This is a genomic window from Actinomyces radicidentis (genome assembly GCF_001553565.1).
GTDB lineage: Bacteria > Actinomycetota > Actinomycetes > Actinomycetales > Actinomycetaceae > Actinomyces > Actinomyces radicidentis.
The window spans coordinates 358,739-379,474 of the sequence record NZ_CP014228.1 but is presented as its reverse complement, the minus strand read 5'-3'; the positions used below and the strand labels follow the sequence as shown (position 1 = coordinate 379,474).

Below are 20,736 nucleotides of genomic sequence, written 5' to 3'. Positions count from 1 at the left end.
CGTCACCTGGAGCGGACGACCTGCTCGGCGATGGCGGCGTACTCGTGGGCCCGCACGGGCCACGTCCACTGGGCGATGAGATCCTGGGAGGCCGCCGGAGGCGGAGTGGTCAGCACGGTCGTCAGTGACCGCGCCAGCCCTGAGGCGCTGCGCTCCTCGCACACGACGACGGGAGCGCCTTGCTCTCGCAGCAGACGGGCTCCGGGGACCTCGAAGGTGACGACCCGACCCTGGGCGGCGATCGCCTCCAAGAGCGTGGTCTGGAACCCCTCGGACAGGACCGTCGGGTTCACGAGCGTCGAGCCGGTCAAGGACGCCTGGACGGCCTCCTGCGAGACTCTCCCGCGCACGGCGACGATCCCGCTGAGGCCGAGCTCGGAGGCCCTGGAGCGTGCCTGCGCCAGATCGGCTCCGTCGCCGAGCACCTCACCGTCGACGTCGAGGCCCTGGCTGCGTAGCAGGGCCACGGTCTCCAGGAAGGTGTCCCACCCCTTGCCAGGAACCATCCGGCCCACGAAGACGAGGTGGCGCGGGCGGTCATCCGGCGGTGACGCGAGCGTCACCGGAGCGATCGCGTTGTAGAAGACCTCGGCGTGCGGCGCACCCAGCCTGCGGGCGAAGGCGGCAGCCTGGGGGGAGACGCCCAGGACGCGGTCGGCGTGACGCAGCACGTAACGCCCCATGGTCAGGTCGACGGCTCGTGACCCCAGGGCGATGACGGGGGAGGGGGAGGCGACGAAGCCGCTGCCGTGCTCGGTGTGGATGACGGGGACACCAGCGGCGCGGGCGGCGCGCAGCCCGATGAGGCTCATGGGGAAGAAGCGGGTGTGGGTGGACACCAGGTCGACGCCCTCCCGACGCAGGAGCCCGGTGATCGCGCGGGTCGCGCCGGGGCTGGGGACGCTGATGACGTCAGCGATCGGGAGGTGGGAGCGCCCCGTGAGGACGCGGACGCCTCCGTCCTCACGGACGCCGGGGTCCGGTGCGATGGTGAGCACCTGCACCTGGTGCCCCAGGGCGTGGAGCCCGTGGGCGAGGTTCTCGATGTGGAGCTCGAGGCCGCCCATGCGAGGGGGGTAGCTGTTCGTGATGATGGCGATTCGCACCGCGCCGTCCTCCTCGTGGTCGCGCACACGCAGCCTGAGCAGATACCCTTGACGTCGGGCCGTGACGCGGACGGAAGAGCCTCTCGGGGCTGAGCGTGCAGTGTATGAGGAGAATTGTAGTGAGGAAGGGCGAGCAGCTCAGCGATGAGGAGTCACGTCAGGTGCAGCTGGGTGTCCTGCTGGAGCTGGAGCGCTTCTGCCGGGAGCATGAGCTGACCTACGTGCTGGCTTTCGGCACCCTCATCGGCGCGATGCGGCATGAGGGCTTCATCCCCTGGGATGACGACATCGACGTCTACATGCCTCGGGCGGACTTCGAGAGGCTCTACGGGCTGAGCCGCTCAGGAGCGCTGCCGGAGCACCTCCGGCTCACCTCCTACCGGGACCGGAACTCGATCTACCCCTTCTTCAAGCTCGTGGACACGCGTACCCACGTCGAGGAGAGCTACGTCGGGGTGGAGCAGGACCTCGGCCTGTGGGTGGACATCTTCCCGCTGGAGCACGTGGACTTCGCCGACAGGCGGATCCGCCTGACCCGTCTGCGCGCCCTGAGGCACGTCTGGAAGCGGTCGATCGCGGCGAGTGACCCGCACCTGGCGACCAGCTGGCGGGCGGCCCTCGTCAAGCGTCTCATCTACCCGGTCACCAGGCGCATGAACCCCTACGAGATCGCGCGTCGCAGCGACGAGCTCGCCCGGGCGGCGCACGTCGCTGACGCCAAGGATCCTCGCTACGTCATGCTCGTGGACAACGACATGGACAACAACACGCTGCGGCCCGAGGATCTCCTCCCGGTGCGTCGAACCCTGTTCGAGGGGGCGATGCTGCCGATTCCGGCGCGTGCTGAGGACGTCCTGACAGCCCGCTACGGGGACTGGCGGAGGGTTCCGTCGCCCGAGGAGCGTCCGCCGGCGCACGTCCGCACCGCCACCTGGGCCGCTTCCGACGACGCTCGTTGACGCGGGTGCGTTCACTGGCCCCGCCCCGGAGCGGTGCCCGGTCAGTAACGTGGTGCTCCTCGGCCTGCCTGCCTGCTCCCAGGCAGGGCGAGGCGAGAAGCGCGCTCCATCCACCCGAGTGAGGATCTCGTGGCATTCATCAGCATCATCATTCCTGTCTACAACGCCGAGGAGTTCCTCCCTCAGTGCGTGGACAGCGTCCTGGGCCAGACCTTCACCGACTGGGAGGTCATCCTGGTCGACGACGGCTCCACTGACTCCTCCCCGCAGCTCTGCGACGCTCTCGCCGCCAGGGATGAGCGGATCCGGGTCATTCACCAGGCCAACGCGCGCACGAGCGCCGCGCGCAACGCCGGGGTGTCCGCTGCCACGGGCAGGTACGTCACCTTCATCGACAACGATGACTGGTGGCGCACGGAGGCCTGCCTTGACAAGGTCGTCTCCTCCCTCGTCCAGCGTCCGGTCGACCTCCTGTGGCACATGAGCTGCCGGTCCAACCATGACGGCTCCGAGGTCACCCAGACCGAGCCCACCGCGATCGGGGAGAAGGTCGCAGCGCTGCCCACGGCCCAGGCGATCCGTTTCATCATCGACCACGGACTGACGTCGAGCGCCGTGTGGACCAAGGTCGTGCGTCGCGGTCTGCTGGAGGAGCACGGCATCGTCTTCCCCGTCGGCATGCGAAACGAGGACACGCAGTGGAGCGCCAAGGTGATCGCCCACTGCGCGTCGGTCGCCTGGTGCGACGACCGCTTCTACGTCTACCGCATGGGGCACCCCTACGCTCAGACGTCACACGCCCTGACCGAGGCGTCCGTGGACGATCTTCAGGAGGTCCTCACCGAGAACCTCGCCCTCGCCGACGAGCTGTCTCCTCAGCGGCGTGACGCGCTGCAGGCCTTTCTCGCCTACCCGATGGTGGTCTGGGCCGGTCAGGCTGCGGCACTGGGGCTGCTCTCCTCCGGATCGGCCGGTCGAGACGACCTGCTGGCGAGGCTCCCGCAGGTCGTCGCGATGAGCAGGGACCGTGTTCCGCGTCTGTGCGGGCTCCTGGGCCGGGTCGTGGGCCCGAGGGCTACCGCACGCCTGCTCGGAGCGGTCTTCTCTCGCAGGCACCCCACCCAGACCGCGTCCTGAGTTCTGGTGGCAGGTGAGTAGGCATAATGGTGGGTGACTCCGGGTCCTGAGGGAGGAACATGTCTGACAGCCCGTCTGTCGCGAGGTCTCTGTGCGTCTTCACGCCGACCTACAACCGCGCGTACATCCTGCCGGTCCTCTACCGCAGCCTGGTTTCTCAGACCAGCCAGGACTTCGTGTGGATGGTCGTTGACGACGGCTCCAGTGACGAGACTGAGGAGCTGGTGGCCGGGTGGCAGGCCGAGGGACGGATCGCCATCGACTACCTCAAGGTGCCCAACGGTGGCAAGCAGCGCGCGGTCAACGTCGGCGTCGAGCGCTGTGAGTGCCCGCTGTTCTTCGTCGTGGACTCGGACGACTGGATCGTGCCGACCGCGGTCGAGCACGTCCTGACGCTGTGGGGCACGATCGCCGGGGACGACTCCTACGCCGGGATCGTCGCCCTGCGGGGCACGGACGAGACGACCCCCCTGGGGACGTGGATGCCCCAGGGGGTCAGCAGGGTCAAGATGTGGGACCTCCTGGACCGGTACCGCTTCAGGGGGGACACCTCCCTGATCCACCGGACGGACGTCCTGCGTGACCACCCCTATGAGGTCGCTCCCTCGGAGACCTTCGTCTCCGAGGCCTCCGTGTTCTTCGCCCTCGATGAGCACTACTGGATGCGCACCGACAACACGATCCTCACGATCTGCCACTACCTTCCGGACGGGCTCACCCACAACTTCGTGGCCAACGCCAAGCGCAACCCGATCGGCTACTGGAAGCACAAGCGCTACTGCGCCACCCGCTCCACCACCCTGCGAGGCCGAGCCCGGGAGACGGTCCTCTACCTCGTCGGATGCCGTCTGGCAGGACAGAAGGGCGCGATCCGCATGGCCCCGAGCAGGATGCTGGCCGTGGCCTGCTACCTGCCGGCGCTCGTCGCCCGCTACACCGTCTTCAAGTAGGGAGAAGCACGCGTGGTGGCACTCGCTCAGGGGCAGGGACTCTCGCTCAGGGCCAATATGGCGTGGAACGCCGTCGGCTCCATCGGCAGGCTCGCCTGCAACTACCTCATCACCATCGCCGTCGTGCGCCTGTCGCACGGTTTTGACGCGGCGGGAGCCCTGGCCCTGGCGATGGCGATCTCCAACCTCGTCACACCCTTCGCTGACTTCCGGCTCAGAACCATTCAGGTCACGGACGTTGACGGTGAGCGCACGGCGGGGGCCTACGTGGGGCTGCGCCTGTGCACGACGGTGCTCGCCCTCGTCATCGGCCTCGGCTACGCCCTGGCCACCAGTGGCACCCGGGCCCTCAGCGTCATCCTGCTCTACCTCCTGTACTCGCTGGCCGCGACGCTGATCGAGGTGCTCCACGCCGTCCTGCAGCGGCACCGGCGCATGGACGTCATCGGCCGGTCCTACCTCATGCAGGGCGTGTCCACCCTGGTGGTCTTCTGCGCCGCCCTGTGGTGGACCAACTCCCTCGACCTCGCCGTCGGCCTCATGGCCGTGGCAACAGCAGCGGTCGGCCTGGTCTACGCCCTTCCACGGGCGGCTCGCTTCGAGCGGCTGCGTCCTGAGCTCGACCTGCGAGGCGTCGCGAGGATACTGGGCACGCTGCTGCCTCTGGTCCTCGCGCAGGTGTGCTCCTCGTCGGTGCTCACCATCCCGCGCCAGTACCTGGCGGCGACGGCGGGAGCAGCGGCTCTGGGCATCTACGCCTCCGTCGCCTCGCCAGCCGTCATCGTGCAGATGGGCGCCGCCTACGTCTACAGCCCGCTCATGACGGAGTTCGCTGAGCGGTTCCGCAGTGACAAGCGCTCCGCCCTGCACCTGCTGCGGCGCACCACGCTGGGGATCATCGGCGTGACGTCCGTCTTCTCCGTGCTCCTGCTCCTTCTGGGGAAGCCGATCCTCTTCCTCATGTACGGCGCGGAGATCACCCGGTACACCTACCTGCTGCTGCCTGCCGTGCTGTGCACCTTCACCACGGCCTTCGCCTGGTTCATGAACGACCTGCTCCTGGCTCTGCGTGACTTCAAGGCCAGCTTCCTGGGCAACGTGGCGGCCACCGTCGTCACGCTCCTGTGCTACCGCTTCATGGTGGACACCTTCGGCATGAACGGAGTGTCCTGGGGCGGGGTGGTCTCCTACGCGGTGGCCGTGATCGTGCTGGCGCTGTTCCTCGTCGTCGATTACCGACGCCTGGAGACGTCGCCTCGCCCCGGTGCCGCCTGAGCGTGCGCGGGGGCGCCTCAGTCCACCTGAGGCGCGTGCCGACCAAAGCTGATGCGCACGGGGCTGTGGTTGACCCGCTCGTCCTCGGGCGGCAGCGTCATGTAGTCACCGTAGCCTCGTGTCAGGACGGCGTCGTAGTCGTGGGCGATGTCCACCATGATGCTCCCGAAGGGGACCCGGCGCACCGGCAGCAGCTCGTCGCGTCGCATCGACCATCGCCGTGGGTCCTGCGTCGAGAAGTCGCCGAGCCACGGCGAGTCCGTTCCCTCGCTGGCCCGGGCCGCCTGCTCCCACCTCCGGTAGATGGTCCTCGGGGTGATCCGGGCGGCGTGCAGCCCCCAGTGGGTCACGCGGAACACGGCGTCGGCCACCTGCCTGAGCGGGGTGCCCAGGCCCGTGTCCGGGGTGGCTGAACCGTGCAGGAACAGCAGCCGGCCCCACAGCCACGAGCGGCGGGCCTGGCGGCGGTAGGCGCGGGGCTCCTCGGGCATGACGTCCAGAGGGAAGACGTCCACCCCGATGGGGATCGGGTAGGAACGCTCGGCGGCCGCGGCAGGCACGAACTCAGTACCTTCCAGGCCCATGATCGCGAAGGTCTTGGGGTAGCGGGCGTTCGACTCCTGGCTGTCGATGACGAAGTCCTCACCGATGAGGGCCGGGGCCTGAGCGAGGAAGCGCTCGTAGTCCTTGCGCTCCATGCACACGTCGATGTCGTCGTCCCAGGGGATGAAGCCCTGGTGACGTACCGCGCCGATCGCGGTGCCGCCGTAGACGGCGTAGACGACCCCCAGCTCGTGGCACACCCGGTCGAGCTCGGCCAGGACCCGGGTGGTGGCGGTCTGGATCTGGGTGAGGAGCCGTGGGTCGACGGCGTCAGAGGATGGCATCAGCGTCTCCTTGTGAGAGTGCGGCCGGCAGGCGGAGCCGGCGGTGGTGGGACAGATGAAGCGGGTGGCGGGAGTCCTCAGGAGGAGGTCGCCGGTGACGAGGGCTGCGACGGGCGGGACCACAGGAGCGACCACCGGGGCGTCGCCGCGAGGACGGCCCCAGCCAGGATGACGGCGCAGCACACGAGCTGCACGGCAGTGGGCACGGTCCCCTGAAGGAGGAGGGCGAAGAGCACGGCCCAGGCCGAGTAGGAGATGTTGAGAGCCATCCCCCGAGAGGCCCCGATCGTTCCCAGCGCCCGGTAGTAGAAGAGGTAGGAGGCGGAGCCGGCCAGAGCAGCGAGCGCGACGAGCGCGGTGGCCGGGGAGGCGACGGCCCGCCCGGCGAGGCCCAGCGCTCCGCCCAGCGGCGCGACGACGAGCACGTAGACGAGGGCCGACGTCGTCTGACGGATCTGGAGCGCGGTCTCGTTGTCGATCGTCTCCTCACGCATCCCCCAGGTCAGCAGGACGGCCTCGGAGCCCCAGCCCAGGACGCAGGTCACGGCGCCGAGGACCCCGATGAGCGCGGAACCGGACTCAGCGCTCCGTGAGGAGGACCAGCCGATGACGATGATCGCAGCCAGCGCGGTCACGAGGGCGATGACCTGCCGGGGGCGCATCCGCTCACCCAGGACGAAGAAGGCCAGGACCGTGCCCGCGGCCGGGTAGAAGGTCGAGGTGATCGCGGTGTAGGCGGGGCCGATGTTGCTGATCGCCAGCAGGTAGCCGGTCATCCCCACCGGTCCTCCGAGCAGGGCCGCGATGATGACGGCCCGTCCTGAGCGCGTGCGCACGGCGACCAGGGTGTCCCGTAGGCGGCCTCTGGCAGCCATGTAGGCCAGCAGGATGAGGGCGCTGGTCACGTCGTGCAGCACGGCGCCTGACAGCGCTGCGTGCCCGCCACCGACGAAGGGCGCCATCGCGAGCGCGATGCCCAGGATGACCGTGTCGAGGCCCCACAGGGCGCCCGAGATCAGTCCGAAGCGCATCTCAGGCCTCGTCCTCGTACTCAGCCAGGAGCCTGTCGAGGTGCTCGTGGGCGTGGCGGTAGTAGGTCAGGAGCCACTCTCCGACGTCGTCCCCCTCGGCCTCCTTGGCAAGGGCCCAGACGTACCAGCACCAGCCCGCGAGGACGACGTAGGCGCGGAAGTGACGACGTTCGTCCGCCGTGGGGGAGCGCTGGAAGTAGAAGCCCAGAGCGGTCTCGATCCTCTCCTCGTCCATCTCGGGCGTGCACACCACCATCGTCGCGAAGTCGGCGGCACCGTCGGACATCCCTGCGTACTCCCAGTCGATGAGGTCGATACGCCCGTCGGGGGCGACGAGGAAGTTCGGGGGGAAGAAGTCGTTGTGGCTGGGGACGAGGTCGAGGCCGTGCTCGTCGGCGTCGGCACGGGACTTCAGACGCAGGACCCTCGTGCGCAGGTCGTCGTACCCGGGCACGTCGATGGGACCGTGCTCCCGCAGGAGAGACTCATAGCGAAGTCCCTCAGTGATGAAGTCGAAGGTGCGCTCCAGGCGGCGGCCGCAGGAGTGCAGCGTCCGGCACATGCCCATCGCGGTGCGCAGCTGGTTGTCGTCCCGCACGTCGAGGTTACGAGCCTCGGGCACGAACCGGGAGATCTTCCAGCCCCTGCTGGGGCTGCCAGCCACGTACGTCCGATCGATGCCGATGCTCCGGGCGAGCTCAAGGGCCTCGAGCTCGGCGGTGCGGTCAACCATCTTGTCGGTGCCGGCGCCGGGGTGGCGGTAGACGTACTCCTCGTCCCCGACGCGGAAGTGGCACGACAGGTTGGTGATGCCCTGCTTCAGCGGGAAGAAGTCCGTGATCTCGCTCTTGTCGCACCCGAGGGCGGAGCTGATGGTGCTGAAGACCTCCGAGTCGAGGTTCTCCATGAAGTGGGGGTCGAAGCCGCGCAGGTCGTCCAGGGAGTCGAACTCGTTGATGACGCCGGCCGGGTACGGCCGCATCGCCATGTCGAGATCCTTGATGTGGGCGAGGTAGATCGACTCCCACAGCAGCGGTGCCGTCTCGGGGCGGTCGTAGACCGACTCGAGGATGGTGCGGAACGTCCTGGAGAAGGTGCGGTCGAAGTAGACGTGACCGAGCATCGTCCAGGCGTCGGCACCGCCGATGGTCGCCCCGGTGATCCGTCCTCCGGGCCCGGTGGTCAGGCACCACTCGTCGGTGGGGCCCGAGGCGTACTGCGCGGAGTAGTAGGCGTGGTAGACGTGGTCCTCGAAGGGGTTCTCGGTGAAGTAGTCGTCCGAGGAGCACACGTAGGTGTTTCCCAGCTGCTCGCGCACGAGCCACAGGGAGCCGTTGTTGTTGCGGCTGGCGTACTCCTTGTTGACGACGAGGGACACGCCGTACTTCTCGACGAGGTGGAAGTAGTGCTCCTTCTTGTAGCCCACGACGACGGTGACGTCCTCGATGCCGGCGTCACGGAGCTGCTCGATCTGGCGCTCGATGAGGACCTCCCCGCGGACGCGGAGGGTGCCCTTGGGGCGCTCGTAGGAGATGGGGGCGAAGCGGCTGGACAGGCCGGCCGCCAGGATGATGGCGTTGTCCACCCGGTAGGGGGCCAGCGCCTGGAGGCCTGCCTCGGTGATGCTCCGGTCGCTGACGAGCCCGAGCGCCTCCAGCTCGCGCACGGTGGCGTTGACAGTGCCCAGTGACAGGGGCGTGCTGCGTTCGAGCTGCCGCTGGGTCAGGGGTGAGGCGGCCGTGCGCAGGGTGTTGAGGACGGTGAACTGGGGCTCGCTGAGACTCGTGGGCATCGGTCATCCGTTCGGGATCGCCGTCGGTGGTCGGTGTTCGAAAACGAACCTAGCCTACGGGAATCTGAACGATCGTGCTAGCTCCTGCGCACCTGCGACGATGCTGAGGGGCTGCGGCGCGTTCGGTGCGCGGCCTGGTCCGCCGCAGCACGCTGCGCGGCATCTCAGCGCCGGCCGCGGTCGAGCAGGTCGAGGAGGTACTCGCCGTAGCCGGACTTGACGAGCGGCTCGGCGCGCTGGCGCAGGCCCTCGTCGTCGATGAAGCCGTTGCGCCAGGCGATCTCCTCGGGGCAGCCGATGTTGAGGCCCTGACGGTGCTGGATGGTGCGCACGAAGCTCGTGGCGTCCGCGAGGGAGTCGAAGGTGCCGGTGTCGAGCCAGGCCGTGCCGCGGGGGAGGACCTCGACCTCAAGCCGCCCGGCCTCCAGGTAGACGCGGTTGACGTCGGTGATCTCGTACTCGCCTCGGGCCGAGGGCTCGAGGTTCTTGGCGATCTCGACGACGTCGTTGTCGTAGAAGTACAGGCCGGGGACGGCGTAGTCGGACTTCGGGTGAGCGGGCTTCTCCTCGATGGAGATCGCCTTGTTGTTCTCGTCGAACTCGACGACGCCGTAGGCGGTGGGGTCAGCCACCTGGTAGGCGTAGACGACGCCGCCGGCGGGATCGGTGTGGCGACGGAGCTGGGTGCCCATGCCGGGGCCGTAGAAGATGTTGTCGCCGAGGACGAGGGCCGCCGCGTCGTCACCGATGAAGTCCGCGCCGAGCACGAAGGCCTGGGCGAGGCCGTTGGGGACCTCCTGGACGGCGTAGGAGAGGTTGACGCCGAGCTGGGAGCCGTCGCCGAGGAGTCGGTGGAAGCTGGCGGCGTCGTGCGGCGTCGTGATGACGAGGACGTCCTGGATGCCTGCGAGCATGAGGGTGCTCAGCGGGTAGTAGACCATCGGCTTGTCGTAGACGGGGACCAGCTGCTTCGAGGTGCCCAGGGTGATCGGGTTGAGTCGCGTGCCGGAACCGCCGGCCAGGATGATGCCTCGCATGAGAACAGTCTGACCCATGGGACGGCTGGGAGCGAGCGTTATCGGGCGGCCAGTGCCCAAGTGCATGTCCGCCCGCCGCCCTGGGGCCGCCTCCGAGCGGGGTCGGCCGCCTGCCGGTACCGTCGCCCTCATGGAGAGACTCGAAGGCGCCAGGCAGGAGTACGCGTGGGGCGCGCCCGACGCGATCCCGGACCTCCTCGGCGTGCCCGCGGACGGGCGCCCCTGGGCCGAGCAGTGGTTCGGCTCGCACCCCGCCGGCCCCACCCGTGTCCAGGGCGGGCGCACCCTGGAGGCCCTCATCGACTCCGCGCCCGAGCGGCTCCTCGGTGAGGACGTCGTTCGGCGCTTCGGTCCGCAGCTGCCCTTCCTCCTCAAGCTCATCGCGCCCGCTCGGGCCCTCTCCCTCCAGGTCCACCCCTCCCTCGAGCAGGCCGGTGAGGGCTACGCGCGCGAGAACCGCGCCGGCCTCGCGCCGGACGCCCCCGACCGCAACTACAAGGACTCCAACCACAAGCCGGAGATGGTCCTCGCCCTGGAGACCTTCGAGGCGGTCGCGGGCTTCCGCGCGCCGCGGCGCGTCGGGGAGGTCCTCGTCGGGCTCGAGTCGCCGCTGGCGCGGCGGATGCGCCGGACCTTGCGCCTCAACCCGACGCGCTTCGGCATCCGGCAGGTCTTCACGGACCTCGTCCAGGACGCGACGCGACCCACGGGCGATGAGGTCGCCGACCTCGTCGCCGAGCTCGCCGCGCGCCTCGCCGCGGGGGAGTCACCCTCGCCGCGCGTCGACGCGAATGCCATCGCGATGTCCGACGCCTTCCCCGGCGACCCGGGTCTCGCGGCCGCCCTCCTCCTCAATCCGGTGACCCTGCGCCCGGGCGAGGCCCTCTTCGTCCCCGCAGGGTCCGTCCACGCCTACGTCTCCGGCCTCGGCGTCGAGATCATGGCCTCCTCGGACAACGTCCTGCGCGCCGGCCTCACCGTCAAGCGCGTCGACGTCCCCGAGATGCTCGCCTGCGTCGACTACGTCGCGGCCCCGCCGGTGCGCCCCGCCCCGGAGTACCTCTCGCGCGCGACCCGCGCCTACTACGCCCCCGTCGACGACTTCGAGCTCCTCGTCACCGACGTCGTCCCCGAGGACGGCCGCGTCCAGGTGCCCGGTCGCGGGCCCCGCCTCCTCCTCTGCCTCGACGGCGAGGTGAAGGTGACGACGCCGATCGGCTCCCTGCCGCTGCGCCGCGGGCAGGCGGTCTTCGTCGGTGCGGACGAGCGCACCCTTGCGCTCGAGGGGCGCGGAACCGTCGTTCAGGCCGACGTGCCCTGATCCGGCCAGCGCGGTACCGCCGTCGGAGTGGGCGTCGGCACTGCGGCTCTCGCTCAGACGTCAGCGCCCTCCTGCCGCGCCGCCGTCGCGGCCAGCGCGTCGTCGGCGTCGGGGGAGAGAAGGACCGCCGTGAGGCCCGCCCGCCACGCGGCGAGCACCCCGCGCACGGCCTCGAGCGGCTCCGACTCCCGGACCGTCACGGCCCTCGCGCAGGGCCGGACGGTGACCGGGCGCAGCCCCTCCGCCAGCTCGTCCCGGCTGACGGGCCGCGCAGCGCCCTCGGCGGCCTCCAGGACGGCCGCGGCGGAGCCGGGCACCGCCGGGCCCGAGAAGCTGTCCGGGTGGACCATGAGGTCCGCGAGGCCGTCGAGGACCAGCGGCGGCAGCTCGCCAGGCCAGCGCACGGCCAGGGACGCGGCCGGCACGAGGGCCTGCGCGTCGGCCTCCTCGCTCAGGAGCGCCGCGTCCATCGCGACGGACAGGCCCGCGGGCTCGTCGCCCGCCTCGACGAGCGAGTCGGCGGTCGGGCCGTCGGTGAGGAGGACGGGCGATCCGGCGGCCCAGGCCCCAGCGCACCAGGTGACCGTGCGCCAGTGGACGGGCAGCCCCACGTGCACCGGGGCGCCAGGTCGTGACTCAACTGTGATGAAACCCGCCGTCTTGGCCTCCCACATGGCCAGGACGCGCCCCGAGAACTCGACTCGCTCCCCGGGTGCGTACCAGACGAGCCAGGGGCGGTCGGCGTCGGAGTGCTGCGGGAGGATCGTTGCGAGGGCGTCGGTCATGGCGCCATCCAAGCAGAAGCGACCGGCTGCCGGACCGCCGGGACGGGGCTCGCGAGGAGTCGTGAGAATGCTGCTGCGGACCGTCGGGCGTCGCCCTTGCCAGGGGCGCGCACCCGTCCGACTTCACCCGTCGCACGTGGTGCGGGTCTCACTTCACCCTCTTGAAACCGCATCATGATGCGGAATCGTCACAAGTGGGTGAAATCGACCCGCCCGGCTTGACTCACCCGTCCTACACCCGTGTAATTTCCACTGGTAAGCAGAAGACAGCTCGAAGGGACGCCATCGTGTGGAACATCCTCGGCGACGGTCCGATCACCAGGACCGATGACGCCGACGACGAGGCACTGCTGCTCCTCTTCGGCGGTGACGAGGTCGACGAGGGCCCGCTCGCGTGGCAGGAGCGCGCCCTGTGCGCGCAGACCGACCCGGAGGCCTTCTTCCCCGAGAAGGGCGGCTCGACCCGCGAGGCCAAGCGCGTCTGCGCCACCTGCGAGGTCCGCGAGGAGTGCCTCGAGTACGCCCTCGCCAACGACGAGCGCTTCGGCATCTGGGGCGGCCTGTCCGAGCGCGAGCGCCGCAAGCTCAAGCGCCGCGCGGTATGACCCCGGCGAGCGCCTCGAGCCTCGCCGGTCCCGCCCTCCTCGCCGAGACCCTCGCGGTCATCGTCACCGCGGGCACGACCCCGTACCTGCGCCGCACGCTCGGAGCCGTCGCCCGCCAGACCCTCCCCCCTGACGTCGTCCTCCTGGTCGACGTCTGCTCCCGCGCCAACGGACTGGGCGACGGCACGCCCGTCGAGGAGTCCGTCAACGACTCCGGCCTCGACGCCGTCACCGACGTCCGCATCGTCCGCGCCCCCGAGGCCGCCACCTTCGGCGACGCCGTCAACCGCGGGCTCGCGCTCTACGGCGAGCTCGTCGCCGAGGGCAACCGCCGTCGCACGCACCGCCGCGCCGGCGGGTCCACCTCCGTCCCCACCGCTGCGCTCGCTCCCGGCCGCCGCTCGGAGGGCGTCGACGAGCAGCCTCACCGCCGCCTGCGGCTCGGCCCGCTGGGCGACCGGCGCGACACGGGCCGCCTCGACGGCCCCGCCGGCGCCCGCTCGCCCATCACCCGCTCCGAGGCCCGGCGCCACGGAGCAGGAGCCGCCGACGACAACGCCTCGACCGGCCCCGGCGTGGACGGGGCCCCGTCCACCGCCTGGCTCTGGCTCCTCCACGACGACGCCGCCCCCGAGCCCGACTGCCTCGAGCGCCTCGTCACCACGGCGGCCGTGAGCCCCTCGGCCGCCGTCCTCGGTCCCAAGCAGGTCGACTGGGACGACCCGACCCGGCTCCTCGAGGCGGGCCTGCGGACCACCCGCTCCGCCCGCCGCGCCATCGACGTCGTCGACGGCGAGATCGACCAGGGGCAGCTCGACGAGCGCTCCGACGTCCTCGCCGTCGGCACCGCGGGCGTCCTCGTGCGCCAGACCTTCTGGGACGAGGTCGGCGGCCCCTCGCCCGCCTTCGGCCCCTTCGGCGACGGCCTCGAGCTCTCCCGCGCCGCGCGCCTCGCCGGCCACCGCGTCGTCCTCGTCCCCGCCGCGCGCGTGCGCCACCGCCGCGCGTCCTACCTCGGCCTGCGCGGCACCGGCCGCCGCCGCGACACCGCCCACGAGGACCGCACCCGCGGCACGGAGCCGGGGGAGGCGCCGACCCCCGACGAGGAGCTCGCCGCCCTCGCCCAGCGGGACGAGCCCGACGCCGACCGCTCCTACCGTGCCCGCCGCACCGCCCAGCTGCGCGCCTGGGCCACCTTCTCGAACCGCCCCCTGACCCTCCTCCTGCCCTGGGTCCTCCTCCTCGGCCTCCTCCGCTCCCTGTGGCGGCTCGTCGCCAAGGAGCCCGCCCTCGCCCACGACGAGACCGCGGCCGCCTGGGCCGCCCTGCGCTCCGCGCGCACGATCCGCCAGGGCCGCCGCCGCCTCCACGCGCTGCGCACCGTCCCGCGCTCCGTGCTCTCCGAGCTCTACGCGACGCCGGCCGAGATCCGCGCCGCCCGGCGCGACGTCGCCCGCCAGGAGCACGAGCGCCTCGGGCGCGCCGCGGCGCCCAGCGAGCTCGAGCTGCGCGAGCTGGCCGCCGGCCGGCGGCGACGCCGGCGCGTCCTCGGCACGACCCTCGTCATCACCGCCGCCCTCGGGCTGGCGGGTACGAGCCGCGTCCTGGCGACCCGGCTCGTGACGGGCGGGGCGCTCACCCGCGTCGGCCAGGACTGGCACGAGCTGTGGGCCACCGCCTGGGGCACGTGGGTGCCCTCCGGCGACGGCTACCCGAGCGCCATGAACCCGCTCCTCGCCATCATCGCGGTGCCCGTCGCCGTCGTGAGACGCCTCGGACTCACCGGCGACGACCTCGTCCATGCCGTGCTCGTCCTCGGCGTCCCCCTCGCCGCCCTCGGCGCCTGGTACGCCGCCGGCACGATCACCCGGCGCACTAGCCTGCGCGCCTGGGCGGCCCTCACCTGGGCCCTCTCCCCGACGCTCCTGCTCTCCCTCGGCCAGGGGCGCCTCCCCGCCGTCCTCGTCCACCTCGTCCTGCCCTGGGCGCTCACCGCCCTGTCCCGCGCGGTCGGCGCCGACCGCCGCGACGTCGTCCTCTCAGGCCTCGTCGGCGCGCACCACGCCTCCGCCGAGGAGAAGGCCGAGCTCGACCGCTTCGCCTCCGAGCGCGTCGAGGACCTCGCCCACCTGGGGGAGGAGCCCGATGACGGGAGCACGGCCGCAGGGGCCGGCACCGACGACGCAGCCCCCTCGGACACCCCCTCCTCCGTCGCGGCCCCGGACTCCGCGGCCCCGTCCGAGTGCAGTGACGCCGACGCCCTCGCGCCCGACGCCGCCTCCGACGTCGTCGCCCCCGAGCACGACGCCGGCACGAGCCGCTCGAGCCGCACCGACCTCGGCGCGGGCCCCGTCGACGACGACCCCGCCACCCCCGTCCTCGACGACGCCGAGGGCGTCGTCGTCGCCGCGACCACCGCGCACGGCGCCGCCGTCCGCGCCGCCGCCACCGAGCAGTACGGCCCTGGCTCCGCCGCCGCGGCCGCGCTCGCCGGCCTCCTGCTCTGCCTCGTCGTCGCCGCCGAGCCGGCCACCGCGCCCCTCCTCCTGCTCCTCCTCGCGGGGCTCGCCCTCACGGCCCGCCGCACCGCCACCCGCCTCCTCCTCACGGCCGTCCCCGTCGTCCTCACCGCCGCCCCCGCCTGGGCCCGGGCCTGGGAGCTCACCGGCTCCGGGCGAGCCTGGGACGAGGGCGTCCGCTACCTCCTCACCGAGGCGGGCGCACCCGTCGCCGCGAGCGCCCCGAGCTCCGTCGAGCTCCTCCTCGGCTCGCCCGTCGACCTCGACGCCCTCGCCCCCAGCCCCACCGTCTCCCTCGTCATCAAGGCCGCCCTCGTCGGCACCCCCGTCCTCGCGGTGCTCGGCCTCCTCCTCAGTGGCCACCGCGGCCACCGCGCCCGCACCGGCGCCCTCCTCACCGTGGCGGGACTCGCCCTGGCCGCCGTCGCCGTCCGCGTCACCACCGCCGTCGGCACCGCCCCCGACGGCACCGGCGAGGTCCTCGTGCGCGCCTGGCCCGGCACCGGCCTCTCCCTCGCGCTCGCCGGCATGATCGCCTCCGCCCTCGCCGCAGGCGACGCCGCACGCTCCGCCCTCGTCCGCCACCGCGTCGGCTGGCGCCACGTCATCCTCGGCGTCCTCGGCACCGCCTGCCTCCTCGTCCCCCTCGCCGTCGGCGGCGCCTGGGCCGCGCAGGCCGCCCGCTCCACCGCCATGGGCGCGGACGCCGAGCTCATGGCCCTGCGCCCCGCCTCCCGCGCCGTGCCCCTCATCGCCGAGGACATCGCCTCCTCGCGCACCTCGGGCCGCGTCCTCCTCCTCAGCTCCGACGGGGACTCGCTCACCGCGACCCTGCGGCGCGGCGACGGCACCCGCCTCGTCGACGCCCTCCCGGACGTCCTCACCGCCCAGCGCCGCGAGCGCGTCGACGAGGACGCCGACGGGTCCCTCACCGGTACGGGCTCCTACCAGGGCAGCGCCACGAGCGACCCCGCCCTCGACGGCACCGTCCCCACCGTCCTCACCGACTCCGCCGACGCCTCCCTCGCCGACGCCGTCGCCCGCGCCACCAGCGGCCAGGACCCCGACGCCGCCGCCGACCTCGCCGCCCACGACGTGGCCGTCGTCGTCCTCGCCTCCCGCTCCGGAGACGAGACCACGGCGACGGCCCGCACAGGCCTCGACTCCACCGAGGGCCTCGGCCAGCTCGCCACGACCTCGACGGGCACCTCCTGGCGCGTCCAGCCCGCCACCGGCGAGCCCGCCCGCGCAGCCCTCGTCACCGGGGCCTCAGGCGGCGCGCAGGCCGCGACGACGACCGTCTCCACCCGCGGATCCAGCGCCGGCCGCATCACCGCAGAGCTCCCGGCCGCCGACGACGGGGACGACCGCGACCTCGTCCTCGCCGAGCGCGCCGACCCCGGATGGCGCGCCACCCTCGACGGCCGCGACCTCGCCTCGACCACCGCCCCCGGCGGCGCCTCAGGAGCCTGGCGCCAGGCCTTCGCGGTCCCCGCCGAGGGGGGCCGCCTCGTCCTCACCCACGACGACGGCGAGCAGCACATCCTCGCCCCGGCGATCTGGGCCTCCTGGGCCGTCGTCGCCCTCGCCGCCCTGCCCCTGCGACGCAGGAGGACCACCGCATGACCCGCCTCGCCCGAGCGGCCCGCCGCACCACCGGCCTCCTCGTCTCCGCGGCGGCCGTCGTCGCCGTCGGCGGCCTCACCTGGTGGGGCGCCCTCGCCCCGCGAGCGACCTCCCCGCAGGTCGAGCCGCACGGCGTGCCCGCCCCCGCGAGCGCCGTCAGCTACGTCTGCCCCGCCGGCCCCTCCGACACGATCGGCGCCGTCACAGTCGGCAAGGCGACCACCTCGACCGCCGTCACGAGCCTGAACCCGTCCGGCTCGCTCAGCTACGACGGCGAGACCCTCACGGCCGACCCCACCTGGAGCGGGAAGGGCGCCGACGGCGGCGTCATCCGCCTCGAGGACGCCGCGAGCGCCTCGCCCTCCGCCACCGCGAGCGCCTCGCCGACCGCCGGCGCCGCAGCCACCGCCCCCGGGCAGCGCGGCAGCGCCACCGGCGTCGTCACGAGCCTCTCCTCCGACGGCGACCTGCGCGGCCTCACCACCGCCTCCTGCACCCCGCCCAGCGCCGTCTCGTGGATCGTCGGCGGCTCCGCGGCCGTCGGCTCCTCCTCCGAGCTGCGCCTGACCAACCCGGGATCGACCTCCGTCACCGCCCGTGTCACCCTCCTCGGCTCCACCGGCGAGCTCACCCTGCCCTCGGGCGGGGTCGTCGCCGTCCCCGCCGGCGAGACCCGCACCGTCCTGCTCGAGACCGCCTCCGACGGCTCCGACCGCGTCGCCGTCGGCGTCGAGGCCGAGGACGGCGCCCTCGGCGTCTCCCTGGCCACCGAGTCCCTCGACGGCGAGACCCCCGCGGGCACCGAGGTCATGACCCCCGGCGCCGCCCCCTCCACCGACCTCACCGTCCCCGGCGTCCTCCTCACCGAGGCCGCCGGCCAGGGCCAGGAGGAGAAGGACGGCGCCACGTCCTCCGACGCCCCCGCCGTCCGCGTCGCCAACCCCGGCAGCGAGCCCGCCACCGTCACCCTCACCATGGAGGGCGAGCACGGCTCCGAGGTCCTCCCGGGCGCCGAGTCCGTCACCATCGACCCGGGCGCCGTCTTCGACGTCAGCCTCGCCGGCGTCGACGCGGGCGCCTACGGCGTGCACGTCACCTCCGACCAGCCCGTCGCCGCCGCCGTCCGCCTCGTGCGCAGCGACGGGCAGTACCCCGAGGCCTCCGGCGCCCTCGTCCACGACGTCGCCTGGGCCCAGGCCGGCGAGCCCTCCGCGGTCCGGGCCGGGTCCGTCTCGATGCCGCGCTCGAACGGGATGAGCCCGCAGCTCCTCCTCGGCAGCTCGGGCGACGCGGCCCTCGGCGACACGACCGTCCACCTGACCTCGGCCGACGGCTCCTGGTCCACCGACGTCGACGTCCCCGCCGGCACCACGGTCACGGCGAAGGTCCCCGACGACGTCGACGCCGTCACGATGAGCGGCGAGCCCGGGCGCGACGTCACCGCGGCGGTCGTCGTCACCGCGACGGTGAAGGGCGACGCCGCCGGCACCCTCATCTCGGCGCTGACCCCGGTCGCGGACTCCCAGGCGCTCGCCGAGCGGCGCCTGCGCCTCGGCTGAGCCGGCCGGCACTCCGGGCCCGGCGGAGAGGGCGTCAGTAGCCCTCGGGGTCGATCTCCTCGGGGCGGCGCCCCAGCATGAGCGCCACCTGCTCCACGACGACGCGCCGCACGAGCTCCATGAGCTCCTCGTCGTCCTGCGCGCGCGAGGAGACGGGGCGCCGGTACACGACGACCCGCGCCGGCAGCCCGGCGCGCGGCTCGGCCGCGAAGCCCCGCCCGAGGACGACGCCGCGCTCCCAGGGGGCCGGGTCCGAGGGCGGTACCTCCTCGACCGCGAACTGGATCGACTCCACCTGCGGCCAGTGCGCGGCCAGCTCGTCCGCCGCGGTGATGACCATCTCGTCGAAGCGCTCCGCGCGCGTGCGCCAGGCCGGCAGCCCCGGCGGAAGCAGCGGACCGCGCAGGCCGCGCCCGTGACGGTCGCGGCGCCGCGAGCTGCGCGGCGCCTGCGCGGGGGAGCGGCGGGGCCTCGGCTCGGTTGGCGTCATGGAGCACACCCTAGGTCCCCGGCGGGCCCGAGTGGCGCGCTCGGCCCCTCGGCGGGCGCGCGATAGCCTGCCGCCGTGAGAACCGTCCGACGCTGCCGCAGGCCCGGCTGCGAGAACCCCGCCGTGTCGACCCTGACGAGCGTCTACGCGGACTCCACCATCGTGCTCGGCCCGCTGGCCACGGAGGCCCAGCCCGAGGCCTACGACCTGTGCGAGAAGCACGTCGAGTCCTTCACCGCCCCCCGCGGATGGCAGGTCATCCGGCTCGCCACCGACTTCGCCCCGGCACCGCCGAGCGACGACGACCTCACCGCCCTCGCCGACGCCGTCCGCGAGGCCTCGCGCACGCCGCGCCCGCGCCCCCAGCCCGCTGAGCACGCCGGTCGCCCCGGCGGCATCATGCCGGGCCCCATCACCCACGACCCCGCCGAGCTCCCCACCCACCTCACGGGTCTGGGCGACGGCGAGATCCTGCGCCGAGGGCACCTGCGCGTGCTGCGAGGCGAGAAGGAGGACTGACCCCGTGAGCACCGACACCAGCTCGACCGCCCCCGCCCCGGCGGCCTGGCTCCGCGAGGACCTGCGCTGCCCCGTCACAGGCGGCGAGCTCGTCGACGCCGTCGGCCCCGACGGCGAGCCCCGCCTCGACTCCCCGCAGGCGGGCCTGTCCTTCCCGGTGCGCGACGGCGTGCCGATCCTCCTCGCCCACGAGGCGAGCCCGCTCGCCTGACGCTCGGCGCCCCGGCCGGGGCGGGGCTCGGGCTGAGACGTCGAGCGGGCCGAGCCGCAGGGGCGGCCTGCGCCCCGGCCCGGCTCAGACGCCGTAGCGGGGGCGCAGCGCACGCGTGGCAGCGGCCTCGTCGAGCTCGCGGTCCCGCATCTCGCGCGACAGCTCCCGGTCCCGCCTCTCGACGAGCACCGCCGCGAGGAAGCGCTCCGGGTGCGTGCCCGCCGGCGGGGCCGGCGCCACGTAAGGCGCCACCGCGTCGGCCAGCTGCGCGGCGAGACGCGCCCGCGCCTCGGGCCTCGTCGACGAGGCGCGCTGCAGGAAGGTCCGGGCCGCCATGGCCAGCCCGCCGGGCAGCGCCCCCATGTCCGCCTGCGCGGCCCAGGCCGCGAGCTCGGGCGGCATGAGCAGCGGGGGAGCGGACTGCGCCCCGTCCCGCTCGCGCACCTCGTAGGTGCCTGCCAGCAGGTCCCCGAGGCGCTTGCCCCGGCGCGTCACCGCGCAGGAGCACACCGCGAGCACGCCCGAGGTGGTCCAGACCTCGATGACCGCGACGAGGGCCCGCACGAGGCAGTGCCGCAGACGCACCGCGCCGCCGTCGTCGCGCACCACCCGCGTGCCGACGACGAGCCTCCCCGCCGACCGGCCCCGCGAGAGGGTCTCCACGGCCAGCGGCAGGACGACGAGCCAGAGGGAGACGATGAGGGAGGCCTGCGTCATCTCGGCCGCGGTCGACTGCCGCGGCAGGACCGTCGCCCACGTGAGGAGGGACAGCGCCAGCCCCACGGCCGTCAGGCCGTAGTCGATGACGCCGGAGACCATCCGGTTCCCGAGCGTCGCCGGGACGATGTCGAGCGCGACCGCCTCGCCCGTGACGACGCGGTCCTGCTCGATCATCCGCTCGGACGAGGAGACGGGCTCGCTCACCAT

18 protein-coding genes are annotated in these 20,736 nt (G+C 72.9%); 10 read left to right on the top strand and 8 right to left on the bottom strand.

The genetic code is table 11. The annotated features are described in order from the left end of the window. Nucleotides 1–2: 2 nt before the first annotated feature. Nucleotides 3–1,106 (bottom strand): glycosyltransferase family 4 protein, encoded by a 1,104-nt coding sequence (locus AXF14_RS01575; protein WP_067943887.1) that lies wholly within the window; start codon nt 1,104–1,106, stop codon nt 3–5. A gap of 119 nt (nt 1,107–1,225) precedes the next feature. On the opposite strand from AXF14_RS01575, the gene AXF14_RS01570 reads away from it, so the two are divergent. The 4 genes from AXF14_RS01570 (at nt 1,226) to AXF14_RS01555 (ending at nt 5,427) form a co-directional block, all read left to right on the top strand. After that, a complete protein-coding gene (locus tag AXF14_RS01570; protein WP_236755843.1) occupies nt 1,226–2,065 on the top strand; it encodes a LicD family protein in 840 nt (279 codons plus the stop codon). 129 nt (nt 2,066–2,194) lie between these two features. Next, complete coding sequence (locus tag AXF14_RS01565) at nt 2,195–3,202, top strand: glycosyltransferase family 2 protein (RefSeq protein WP_067939574.1); 1,008 nt, start codon at nt 2,195–2,197, stop codon at nt 3,200–3,202. A gap of 59 nt (nt 3,203–3,261) precedes the next feature. Next, the gene (locus AXF14_RS01560; RefSeq protein ID WP_067939571.1) at nt 3,262–4,152 is read left to right on the top strand and encodes a glycosyltransferase family A protein; all 891 of its coding nucleotides are present in this window, start codon (nt 3,262–3,264) and stop codon (nt 4,150–4,152) included. A gap of 15 nt (nt 4,153–4,167) precedes the next feature. Then, on the top strand, nt 4,168–5,427 hold the full coding sequence (locus AXF14_RS01555) for a lipopolysaccharide biosynthesis protein (RefSeq protein WP_236755836.1): 1,260 nt from the start codon (nt 4,168–4,170) through the stop codon (nt 5,425–5,427). Between the two features lie 17 nt (nt 5,428–5,444). On the opposite strand, the gene AXF14_RS01550 is transcribed toward AXF14_RS01555, so the two are convergent. The 4 genes from AXF14_RS01550 to rfbA all read right to left on the bottom strand — a co-directional run bounded on the left by AXF14_RS01550 (nt 5,445) and on the right by rfbA (nt 10,174). Then, the gene (locus AXF14_RS01550; protein ID WP_067943886.1) at nt 5,445–6,314 is read right to left on the bottom strand and encodes a LicD family protein; all 870 of its coding nucleotides are present in this window, start codon (nt 6,312–6,314) and stop codon (nt 5,445–5,447) included. A 77-nt stretch (nt 6,315–6,391) separates the two neighbouring features. Further along, complete coding sequence (locus AXF14_RS01545) at nt 6,392–7,345, bottom strand: DMT family transporter (protein WP_067939562.1); 954 nt, start codon at nt 7,343–7,345, stop codon at nt 6,392–6,394. A 1-nt stretch (nt 7,346) separates the two neighbouring features. Then, the gene (locus tag AXF14_RS01540; RefSeq protein ID WP_067939559.1) at nt 7,347–9,137 is read right to left on the bottom strand and encodes an NTP transferase domain-containing protein; all 1,791 of its coding nucleotides are present in this window, start codon (nt 9,135–9,137) and stop codon (nt 7,347–7,349) included. A gap of 164 nt (nt 9,138–9,301) precedes the next feature. Next, a complete protein-coding gene (gene rfbA / locus AXF14_RS01535) occupies nt 9,302–10,174 on the bottom strand; it encodes a glucose-1-phosphate thymidylyltransferase RfbA (RefSeq protein WP_067939556.1) in 873 nt (290 codons plus the stop codon). Between the two features lie 130 nt (nt 10,175–10,304). Between rfbA and manA the strand changes: the two genes are divergently transcribed. After that, the gene (manA, locus tag AXF14_RS01530; protein ID WP_067939552.1) at nt 10,305–11,495 is read left to right on the top strand and encodes a mannose-6-phosphate isomerase, class I; all 1,191 of its coding nucleotides are present in this window, start codon (nt 10,305–10,307) and stop codon (nt 11,493–11,495) included. Between the two features lie 53 nt (nt 11,496–11,548). On the opposite strand, the gene AXF14_RS01525 is transcribed toward manA, so the two are convergent. Further along, nucleotides 11,549–12,280, bottom strand: coding sequence for a TIGR03089 family protein (locus AXF14_RS01525; RefSeq protein ID WP_067939548.1), 732 nt, complete (start codon nt 12,278–12,280; stop codon nt 11,549–11,551). 287 nt (nt 12,281–12,567) lie between these two features. Here AXF14_RS01525 and AXF14_RS01520 point away from each other — a divergent pair, with 287 nt between their 5' ends. From AXF14_RS01520 to AXF14_RS13835, 3 genes are read left to right on the top strand one after another with little or no spacing between them, the layout of a single operon-like run. Further along, nucleotides 12,568–12,885, top strand: a complete 318-nt coding sequence (locus tag AXF14_RS01520) for a WhiB family transcriptional regulator (protein ID WP_067939545.1) — start codon at nt 12,568–12,570, stop codon at nt 12,883–12,885. Next, nucleotides 12,882–17,030 (top strand): glycosyltransferase, encoded by a 4,149-nt coding sequence (locus tag AXF14_RS01515; RefSeq protein ID WP_067939539.1) that lies wholly within the window; start codon nt 12,882–12,884, stop codon nt 17,028–17,030. The genes AXF14_RS01520 and AXF14_RS01515 overlap by 4 nt, the downstream gene beginning before the upstream one ends. Further along, nucleotides 17,027–18,589 carry a DUF5719 family protein gene (locus AXF14_RS13835; RefSeq protein ID WP_067939536.1) on the top strand — a complete coding sequence of 521 codons (1,563 nt, stop codon included), beginning with the start codon at nt 17,027–17,029 and terminating at the stop codon, nt 18,587–18,589. Before AXF14_RS01515 ends, AXF14_RS13835 begins: the two co-directional genes overlap by 4 nt. 34 nt (nt 18,590–18,623) lie before the next feature. Here the strand turns inward: AXF14_RS13835 and AXF14_RS01505 are convergent, their stop codons facing one another. Next, a complete protein-coding gene (locus tag AXF14_RS01505) occupies nt 18,624–19,079 on the bottom strand; it encodes a metallopeptidase family protein (RefSeq protein ID WP_067939531.1) in 456 nt (151 codons plus the stop codon). Nucleotides 19,080–19,154: 75 nt separating this feature from the next. Between AXF14_RS01505 and AXF14_RS01500 the strand changes: the two genes are divergently transcribed. Together AXF14_RS01500 and AXF14_RS01495 are read left to right on the top strand one after the other, a co-directional pair. Then, complete coding sequence (locus AXF14_RS01500) at nt 19,155–19,598, top strand: DUF3499 domain-containing protein (protein WP_067939528.1); 444 nt, start codon at nt 19,155–19,157, stop codon at nt 19,596–19,598. Nucleotides 19,599–19,602: 4 nt separating this feature from the next. Next, complete coding sequence (locus tag AXF14_RS01495; RefSeq protein WP_067939523.1) at nt 19,603–19,809, top strand: Trm112 family protein; 207 nt, start codon at nt 19,603–19,605, stop codon at nt 19,807–19,809. A gap of 84 nt (nt 19,810–19,893) precedes the next feature. Here AXF14_RS01495 and AXF14_RS01490 read toward each other — a convergent pair whose 3' ends face one another. Further along, the gene (locus AXF14_RS01490; protein WP_067939518.1) at nt 19,894–20,736 is read right to left on the bottom strand and encodes an RDD family protein; all 843 of its coding nucleotides are present in this window, start codon (nt 20,734–20,736) and stop codon (nt 19,894–19,896) included.